1 pseudogene is annotated in these 1,764 nt (G+C 67.9%); it reads left to right on the plus strand.

The features are described 5' to 3' along the window. Nucleotides 1–1,764 (plus strand): annotated as a pseudogene (locus I5I_RS18015) (M13 family metallopeptidase); the annotation flags it as partial.

The following is a 1,764-nucleotide window of genomic DNA, read 5'->3' on the forward strand; positions in this document are numbered from 1 at the left end:
GAGCAGGCCGAGAAGAACGTGCGGGCCATCATCGAGGAGTCGACGACGGCGGAGCCGGGCACGGAGGCGCGCAAGATCGGCGACCTGTTCGCGAGCTTCATGGACACCGAGCGCATCGAGACGCTCGGGGCCGAGCCCCTCGCGGCGCAGTTGGCCCGGGTGGACGTCATCGACTCCATCCCGGCGCTGCTGCGCACCGTCGGCGAGATGGAGCGGGAAGGCGTCGGCAGCATGATCGGCGTCTACATCGAGCCCGACCCGGGAAATCCCGAGCGTTACGTCGCGTTCTTCGTGCAGTCGGGACTGTCGTTGCCGGACGAGAGCTACTACCGCCTCGACAACTTCGACAAGACCCGCGTCGCCTTCCGCGACTACGTGCAGACGGTTTTCGGCCTCGCCGGGGTGGGTGCGCAGGGTGAGGATGCCGGGCGGCAGGCCGACCGCGTGCTGGCGCTGGAGACCGAGCTGGCGACCCACCACTGGGACAACGTGCGCACGCGCGACGCCGTCGCCACGTACAACCTCATGACGTGGGATGACGTGCAGCGGCTCGTCGGCGTCGACCTCGCGCCGTGGCTGGATGCGGTCGCCCCTGGACGCCGCGACGGCTTCGCCGACATCAACGTGAACGAGCCCAGCTACTTCGAGGGCCTGGGTTCGCTGCTCGTCGAGGATCGCCTCGAGGACTGGAAGGCGTGGCTGCGGCTGCACATCGTGCGGGCCTCCGCGGCGTTCCTGTCGTCGGACTTCGTCGACGCGAACTTCGCGTTCTACGGCACCGAGCTCACGGGCGTTCCTGTCAACCGCGAGCGCTGGAAGCGCGGCGTCAGCTTCGTCGAGGCGGCGATGGGCGAGGCCGTGGGCAAGTATACGTCGAGGGTCACTACCCGCCCGCGGCCAAGGAGTCGATGGACGAGCTCGTCGGAAACCTCATCGAGGCCTACCGGCGTTCGATCGAGACCCTCGACTGGATGACCCCCGAGACCCGTGGCCGCGCCCTCGAGAAGCTCGACGCCTTCACGCCGAAGGTCGGCTACCCCGTGACGTGGAAGGACTACTCCGCGCTCGAGGTCGACGGCGCCGATCTGATCGGCAACGTGCGTCGCACGAACGCGTGGGAGCACGAGCGGCAGATCGCGAAGCTCGGCGCCCCCATCGACCGCGACGAGTGGTACATGACGCCCCAGACGGTCAATGCGTATTACAACCCGCTGATGAACGAGATCGTGTTCCCCGCGGCGATCCTGCAGTACCCGTTCTTCGAGCTGGACCGGGATGCCGCGGCCAACTATGGCGGCATCGGCGCCGTGATCGGCCACGAGATCGGCCACGGCTTCGACGACCAGGGGTCGGCCTTCGACGGCACCGGTGCGCTTCGCGACTGGTGGACGGATGACGACCGCGTCGCGTTCGAGCAGCGCACGGGTGCCCTCATCGCCCAGTACGACGAACTCGTGCCCCAGGGCCTCGCCGCGGAGCACCACGTCAACGGCGCCCTGACGATCGGCGAGAACATCGGGGATCTCGGCGGACTCGGCATCGCGATCAAGGCCTATCGCCTGTCGCTCGGCGCCGACACGACCGACGAGGATGCCGATGGTCCCGTGATCGACGGCTACACCGGCATTCAGCGGCTGCTGCTCAGCTGGGCGCAGATCTGGCAGCAGAAGGGTCGCGAGGCCGAGACGATCCGCCTGCTGACGATCGATCCGCACTCGCCCAACGAGTTCCGGACTCTAGAGGATCCCCGGGACCGAGCTCAAT

This window comes from Microbacterium sp. B24, from assembly GCF_000333415.1.
In the GTDB taxonomy this organism is placed as follows: Bacteria; Actinomycetota; Actinomycetes; order Actinomycetales; family Microbacteriaceae; genus Microbacterium.